1 pseudogene is annotated in these 254 nt (G+C 48.4%); it reads right to left on the minus strand.

Features of this window, described 5'->3' with window-relative positions:
* Window positions 1–254 (minus strand): annotated as a pseudogene (locus AAEY87_RS14195) (molybdate ABC transporter permease subunit); the annotation flags it as partial.

The following is a 254-nucleotide window of genomic DNA, read 5'->3' on the forward strand; positions in this document are numbered from 1 at the left end:
GCCAATACGGGCTGCACGGCACGAACAATAAATGGAAAGCTGACCACCACTAAAGCGAGCCAAATACCGATAGGCGTAAAAGCCACCTGAATGTCGAACTTATCAAACCATTTACCAATCAGGCCATTCGGCGCATAAAGAGTGGCCAGAGAAATCCCAGTGACAGCGGTTGGTAGTGCAAAAGGCAAATCAACCAAGGCATTGATTAAGGACTTACCCCAAAATTCATAACGCACCAGTACCCAGGCGACCAG

It is taken from the genome of Psychrobacter sp. S1-30-MNA-CIBAN-0213, from assembly GCF_040309845.1.
Classification (GTDB): domain Bacteria; phylum Pseudomonadota; class Gammaproteobacteria; order Pseudomonadales; family Moraxellaceae; genus Psychrobacter.